Origin of the sequence: Bradyrhizobium sp. (genome assembly GCF_030646015.1) — a bacterium.
Lineage (GTDB): Bacteria > Pseudomonadota > Alphaproteobacteria > Rhizobiales > Xanthobacteraceae > Bradyrhizobium.
This window is the reverse complement of record NZ_JAUSLT010000027.1, coordinates 1-6,153: the sequence shown is the minus strand read 5'-3', so window position 1 is coordinate 6,153 and position 6,153 is coordinate 1. Positions and strand designations below refer to the sequence as shown.

8 protein-coding genes are annotated in these 6,153 nt (G+C 64.5%); 6 read left to right on the top strand and 2 right to left on the bottom strand.

Annotated elements, in window-relative coordinates:
* Together Q7T45_RS03575 and Q7T45_RS03570 are read right to left on the bottom strand one after the other, a co-directional pair.
* On the bottom strand, positions 1 to 936 hold a 936-nt coding region (locus Q7T45_RS03575; RefSeq protein WP_304867725.1), incomplete at its 3' end, for a tripartite tricarboxylate transporter substrate binding protein.
* A 154-nt stretch (positions 937 to 1,090) separates the two neighbouring features.
* Complete coding sequence (locus tag Q7T45_RS03570) at positions 1,091 to 1,507, bottom strand: outer membrane protein assembly factor BamE (RefSeq protein WP_370691200.1); 417 nt, start codon at positions 1,505 to 1,507, stop codon at positions 1,091 to 1,093.
* A gap of 190 nt (positions 1,508 to 1,697) precedes the next feature.
* Between Q7T45_RS03570 and Q7T45_RS03565 the strand changes: the two genes are divergently transcribed.
* From Q7T45_RS03565 to Q7T45_RS03540, 6 genes are all read left to right on the top strand, one after another.
* Complete coding sequence (locus tag Q7T45_RS03565) at positions 1,698 to 2,243, top strand: ubiquinol-cytochrome C chaperone family protein (RefSeq protein ID WP_304867720.1); 546 nt, start codon at positions 1,698 to 1,700, stop codon at positions 2,241 to 2,243.
* A gap of 15 nt (positions 2,244 to 2,258) precedes the next feature.
* Complete coding sequence (locus Q7T45_RS03560) at positions 2,259 to 2,849, top strand: DUF177 domain-containing protein (protein WP_304867718.1); 591 nt, start codon at positions 2,259 to 2,261, stop codon at positions 2,847 to 2,849.
* Positions 2,850 to 3,181: 332 nt separating this feature from the next.
* A complete protein-coding gene (plsX, locus tag Q7T45_RS03555) occupies positions 3,182 to 4,243 on the top strand; it encodes a phosphate acyltransferase PlsX (RefSeq protein WP_304867716.1) in 1,062 nt (353 codons plus the stop codon).
* Positions 4,240 to 5,217: a beta-ketoacyl-ACP synthase III gene (locus Q7T45_RS03550; protein ID WP_304867714.1), complete on the top strand. Its 978-nt coding sequence runs from the start codon at positions 4,240 to 4,242 to the stop codon at positions 5,215 to 5,217. The genes plsX and Q7T45_RS03550 overlap by 4 nt, the downstream gene beginning before the upstream one ends.
* Before the next feature lie 131 nt (positions 5,218 to 5,348).
* Positions 5,349 to 5,681: an integration host factor subunit alpha gene (locus Q7T45_RS03545; RefSeq protein WP_304867711.1), complete on the top strand. Its 333-nt coding sequence runs from the start codon at positions 5,349 to 5,351 to the stop codon at positions 5,679 to 5,681.
* 38 nt (positions 5,682 to 5,719) lie between these two features.
* A partial coding sequence (locus tag Q7T45_RS03540; RefSeq protein WP_304867709.1) for a MerR family transcriptional regulator occupies positions 5,720 to 6,153 on the top strand: 434 nt, incomplete at its 3' end.

Genomic DNA, 6,153 nt, shown 5'->3' with positions numbered 1-6,153 from the left:
CACGAAATCGGTATATTGCTGCGGCGTGCCGTAGTCGGGGCGGGCGCCGATCTTGGCCAGGTTCTCCTTGATGTCCCCGCGCTCCAGGAACACCTTGATTTCCTTGTTGAGGGCGTCGAGCACCGGCGCGGGCGGGGCCTTCGGCAGGAAAATGCCGAACCAGGACGAGACGTCGAACTTGGCCAGCTCCGGCACGCTCTCGCGCATGGTCGGGACGGTGGGTGCGAGCGCGGTGCGCTCGGTCGTGGTCACCGCCAGCGCGTTGAGCTTGCCGGCCTCGACCTGAGGCAGCGTCGGATAGAGATTGTCGAACAGGACCTGGATATCGCCGCCAAGCGCTGCCTGCAACGCCGGGCCCGCGCCACGGAACGGCACATGCACCATCTTCAGCCCGGTCAATTGCAGGAACCATGCGGCGGTGAGGTGAGGGCTCTGTCCGATGCCGGATGAGCCGTAGGTCAGCTTGTCCGGATTGGCCTTGATGTAGGCGATCAGGTCGGCGATCGACTTGATCGGCACCGACGGATGCGCCGAGATGATATTCGGGATCCGGATCAGGTTGCTGACCGGCTGCAAGTCTTCGGGCTTGTACTTCATGTTCCGGAAGATGCTGTAGGCGATCGCATTGGGGCCGGGATTGCCGACCAGGATGGTGTGGCCGTCGGCCTTCTGGCGCACCACTTCCGCGGTGCCGATGGTGCCGCCGCCGCCGGAGCGGTTTTCGACCACCGCGGACTGGCCCCATGCCGTCTGCAGATGTGCCGCCAGCAACCGTCCCATCACGTCCGTGGTGCCGCCCGGTGCGGCCGGCACGATCAGGCGGACGGTTTCGGTGGGCCGCCAGTCGGCGCCGAGGCTCGCGCGCGGCAGAATGGCAGCCGCGGAGATCGCTGCGGCTCCCGTGAGCACACGGCGGCGGGAAATCAGTCTGGTCACATTTCGCTCCTTGTTTGGATGCTTGTTGGCGGGGAAAGCGTAGGGAATGCGCGAGCGGTCGGCAAGCCGGCGACTTGGCGCAGGTGTCTTGACGCGATTTCGTTACGAACCGGTATTCAACCCGTATCAAGTGCGGGGCAGGCTTTGGCTCGCGCTAGTTGAAGCTGAGCAGCTTGAACAGCGGCGTCAGGTAGCTGAGCTCCTGGCCCGAGGTCGGCGTGGTGCGGCTGATGAAGTCGAAGATCCGGCCGTCCTGCAGCCCGTAATTGGCCAGCCGCTGCACCTGACGATTCTTGTCGAAATAGACCGCGATGACGCGCTGGTCGACGACCTGCTGGTTCATGAACGCGACCTTGCGTTCGGAACGCTGCGAAATGTAGTAAAACACCTCGCCGTTCAGGGTGGCCACCGTGGACGGCGTGCCCATCACGATCAGCACCTGATCCTGGCTGGCGCCGATCGGAATTTGCTCGAGCGCGCCCGGCGGCAGGATATAGCCCTTCTGGAACTGCTCGCCGGTGCAGGCGCCGAGCGCCGCGCATACCAGGGCGATCGCGGCGATGGCCCGCATGCCGCGCCAGCGCGCGGCGAGGCCGCGCGGAGAGGGCAGGCGGGAGGCTGTCTGGCTCACTTCAGTCATTCCGGAACTGGTCCCGTCCCCTTGCATCGCGCGAGGCGTTGACGTACCGGGCAGCACGCTGGATTGCAACATGCGCGGATACCCATAGGCAAACCTTTGGGGCTCGCTTGCGGAACCCACAATGCTTTGGCCGTTCAATCACTTCAGGAAACCCCGGATGCCCTCGCCGGGCACCATTGAGACCATCTATGGCATGATCGTGACGCAAGCGCGAGAACCGGTGTTTTATCGGGACTTCGGCGTGTTGGACACGGTTAACGGCCGATTTGATCTGCTGGTGCTGCATTTGTGGATGGTATTGCGGCGGATGAAGCCGATGGCGGCGGGGGCGGACCTGTCCCAGGCGCTGTTCGATCGCTTCTGCGAGGACATGGACGCCAATTTGCGCGAAATGGGAGTCGGCGACGTCACCGTCCCGAAGCGCATGCGGGCCTTCGGGGAGGCGTTCTACGGCCGGGTCGCGGCCTATGATCTCGCCTTGAGCGCGGGCCGCGAGCCGCTGGCGCAGGCCCTGTGCAAGAATATCCTGAACGGCGAGCACCTCGACAAGGCCCGTCAGTTGGCCATCTATGCCGAGGGAGCGCTTGCGGACCTCGCGGCACTGGACGAAGCGGCGTTGCTGGGCGGATCGTGGAAATTCCCTTCGCCAGCGCAGACAGGCGTTTGAGCCATGAAGAAACCGATGAACAGAACCGCCGACATGACCGAAAAACCCGATCCCTGGCGCATCCCCGTCGTTGTGGCGCAGATTCCCGACACCGGACTGCATCGCGAGCTCGAGGCCGACAAGGCGGTGCGAGAGGCCATCGCCGAGGTCGGCGGCTTGCGCGAAGTTCTCGCCGCCAGTGCGTCGCTCGACGTCACCCCGATGAGCGGCGGCCGCTTCCATGTCGAGGGCAGGGTCCGGGCCCGGATCGGGCAGACCTGCGTGGTGACGCTCGATCCGATCGAGAACGAGATCGACGAGCCGATCGATTGGATCTTCGCACCGCCGGAGCAAATCCCTGAAATGGCCGACCTGGTCGAGGAGGCTGCCGAAAGCGACGTGGCAATTCCCGATCCGCCGGAGCCGATCGAGAACGGCGTGATCGATCTCGGCCGCATCGCGACCGATGCGCTGTATCTCGCGGTCGATCCCTATCCGCGCAAGCCGGATGCCGTGTTCGAGCCGCCGGTGGTGCCTGAGGATCCCGCGGATCACCCGTTTGCCGCGCTCAAGGCGCTGCAGCTCGACGCCAAACCGCCTGGCCCGAAGAAACCGGGAAAGCCATAGAGGAAGCTTCAAGGTGGCCCCGAAGCCGCGCTGGAGCTTGGCTGAATCGGCCTCCAGCTCGCATTCCCGTCGAAGCGGATTGTGCGTCAGTGCAGGAATATCTCTTAATACGTTGAATTGGCTTGCATTATCGGTATTGTCCGATTCTGCGCTGGCTCAACCGGTTGCGCAAAAGGTGGCGGTCAAGAGGTTGTGTCGGGCAGGGGACACGGTATTGTCCCGGCCCGGCCGGGGTGCAAAAGCGCTTCGCCGATCGCCACCATCAGTGGCGATTTCCAGTCCGCGGCCGAGCGCTTCAAGACCGCAGCACAAGATCAGGTTTCCGGGTTTTCATGCCGAAAAAGGTTCGAATCGCGCTTGACGCCATGGGTGGCGATTTCGGTCCATCGGTCGTCATTCCCGGGGCCGCTGTCGCGTTGACCCGGCATCCCGACAGCGAATTTCTGCTGTTCGGCGATCGGGCGCTGATCGACCCTGAGCTTGGAAAACATCCGGCGCTGAAGGCGGCCTCTCGCGTCATACACACCGACGTCGCCGTCAGCATGCATGACAAGCCCAGCCAGGCCTTGCGACGCGGTCGCAAGACCTCGTCGATGTGGCTGGCGATCGACGCCGTCAAGAAAGGCGAGGCCGATGTCGCGATCTCCGCCGGCAACACCGGCGCGCTGGCGGCGATGGCGCGGTTCTGCCTGCGCATGTTGCCCGGTATCGACCGGCCGGCGCTGGCGGCGATTTGGCCCACCGCGCGCGGCGATTCGGTCGTCCTCGACCTCGGCGCCACCATCGGCGGCGATGCGCATCATCTCGTGGCGCTGGCGGTAATGGGCAGCGCGCTGGCGAGCGTGGTGTTCGGTCTGGAACGTCCGACGGTTGGATTGCTCAATATCGGTGTTGAGGAAATCAAGGGGCGCGAGGAGATTCGCGAGGCGGCGGAGCTGTTGCGCGCGATGAACCTGCCGCAACTGGAATATATCGGCTTCGTCGAGGGCGACGGCATCGGCAGGGGCGCCGCCGACGTCATCGTCGCCGAGGGCTTCAGCGGCAACATCGCCCTGAAGGCGGCCGAGGGCACGGCGCGGCAAATCACCGAATTCCTGCGCAACGCCATATCGAGCAGCTGGCGCGCGAGGATCGGCTATTTGTTCGCCAAGAACGCCTTCAAGGCGCTGCGCGACAAGCTCGACCCCTCGAAATCCAACGGCAGCGTGGTGCTCGGTCTCAACGGCATCGTGGTCAAGAGCCATGGCGGCACCGACGCCGAAGGCTTTGCCTATGCGGTCGATGTTGGCTATGAGATGGCCCGCTACGACCTGATGAACAAGATCAAACAAATGCTCAATCGCGATGGCAGCGCGCCGGCTCAGGCGCAGACCTCGCAGGAGGCTGTCTCGTGACTGCAACACGTTCGGTCGTGCTCGGCTGCGGCTCCTATCTGCCGCAGCAGATCCTGACCAATGCCGAGCTGGCGGCGCGGATCGACACCTCGGACGAGTGGATCGTGCAGCGAACCGGGATCCGGCAGCGCCACATCGCCGCCGAGGGCGAGTTCACCTCGCACCTGGCGATCAACGCCGCGCGCGCGGCGCTGGCCGATGCCGGGATCGACGCCCAGTCGATCGACCTGATCGTGCTCGGCACCTCGACGCCGGACCATACCTTTCCCGCCACCGCGGTTGCGGTGCAGGCCGCCCTCGGCATCCACCACGGCGCGGCGTTCGACCTGCAGGCGGTCTGCTCGGGGTTCATCTTCGCGCTGTCGACCGCGGACAGTTTCCTGCGCACCGGCGCCTTCAAGCGCGCGCTGGTGATCGGCGCGGAGACCTTCTCGCGCATCCTCGACTGGAGCGACCGCGGCACCTGCGTGCTGTTCGGTGACGGCGCCGGCGCCGTCATTCTGGAAGCGCAGCAGCAGCCGGGCGCGGCCAGCGACCGCGGCGTCCTGACGACGCATCTGCGCTCCGACGGTCGCCACAAGTCGAAACTCTATGTCGACGGCGGGCCATCCTCGACCCGGACGGTGGGCTATCTCCGGATGGAGGGCCGCGAAGTGTTCAAGCATGCGGTCGGTATGATCACCGACGTGATCTACGATGCGTTCAAGGCCACCGGCACCACGGCGGAGGACATCGACTGGTTCGTTCCGCACCAGGCCAACAAGCGAATCATCGATGCTTCGGCGCACAAGCTGCATATTGCACCGCAGAAGGTGGTGCTGACGGTCGATCTGCACGGCAACACCTCGGCGGCATCGATCCCGCTGGCGCTGTCGGTGGCGGTGAAGGACGGACGCATCAAGAAGGGCGACCTGGTACTGCTCGAGGCCATGGGCGGCGGCTTCACCTGGGGCTCGGCGCTCGTGCGCTGGTAAGCGCCGCATTAAAAAGTCCATCCATATTGTTGGATTCTTTCATGCTTCTGCATGGATGAGCGCTGTTGACCGTCACGCGTTAAGCTCTTAATTTCAACTACATATTGTTCGCCGAGAGTGCGGGGCAGGCGATGACCGGAACCGGAAAAACAGTCACACGCGTCGATCTGTGCGAAGCCGTCTACCAGAAGGTGGGGCTGTCGCGCACGGAGTCGTCGGCGTTTGTCGAACTGGTGCTGAAAGAGATCACCGATTGCCTGGAGAAGGGCGAGACGGTGAAGCTGTCGTCGTTCGGCTCCTTCATGGTGCGCAAGAAAGGTCAGCGTATCGGCCGTAATCCGAAGACCGGCACCGAGGTGCCGATATCGCCGCGTCGCGTGATGGTGTTCAAGCCGTCGGCCATTCTGAAGCAGCGTATCAACGGCCACGCCACCGGCAATGGCGACGGCAACAAGGCCGAGTAGAGTCCCTTCCAACGGACGACCCAACAGGGAGCGGGCATTTGGACAAAGCGCCGGATGCGTTCCGAACCATTAGCGAGGTCGCAGCCGACCTCGACATCCCCCAGCACGTGCTGAGGTTCTGGGAGACGCGGTTCACCCAGATCAAGCCGATGAAGCGCAGCGGCGGCCGCCGCTATTATCGCCCTGACGACGTCGACCTACTGCGCGGCATCCGCCGGCTGCTGTACGGCGAGGGCTATACCATCCGCGGGGTGCAGCGGATCCTGAAGGAACACGGCATCGGCTCGGTGCAGCGGCTGGCCGACGCCACCGCGGTGGCCAATTTCGGCGCCATCGAGGAGGCGGTCGGACGCAGCCTCTCGGAACGGGACGAGGAGGAGGCGGCCTCGCCCGGCCCCGACCTCGACGACGACGATTACGAGCCCGCCGACGGCATCGACTTCCGCCTGCTCGACGCCGACGAGGATGGTAT

Excerpts from the sequence above, each read along its gene's own strand:
- Q7T45_RS03545 (WP_304867711.1), top strand. The coding sequence starts at position 5,349 with ATGACCGGAACCGGAAAAACAGTCACACGCGTCGATCTGTGCGAAGCC.
- Q7T45_RS03565 (WP_304867720.1), top strand. The coding sequence starts at position 1,698 with ATGCTTTGGCCGTTCAATCACTTCAGGAAACCCCGGATGCCCTCGCCG.
- Q7T45_RS03560 (WP_304867718.1), top strand. The coding sequence starts at position 2,259 with ATGAACAGAACCGCCGACATGACCGAAAAACCCGATCCCTGGCGCATC.
- plsX (WP_304867716.1), top strand. The coding sequence starts at position 3,182 with ATGCCGAAAAAGGTTCGAATCGCGCTTGACGCCATGGGTGGCGATTTC.
- Q7T45_RS03570 (WP_370691200.1), bottom strand. The coding sequence starts at position 1,507 with ATGCGGGCCATCGCCGCGATCGCCCTGGTATGCGCGGCGCTCGGCGCC.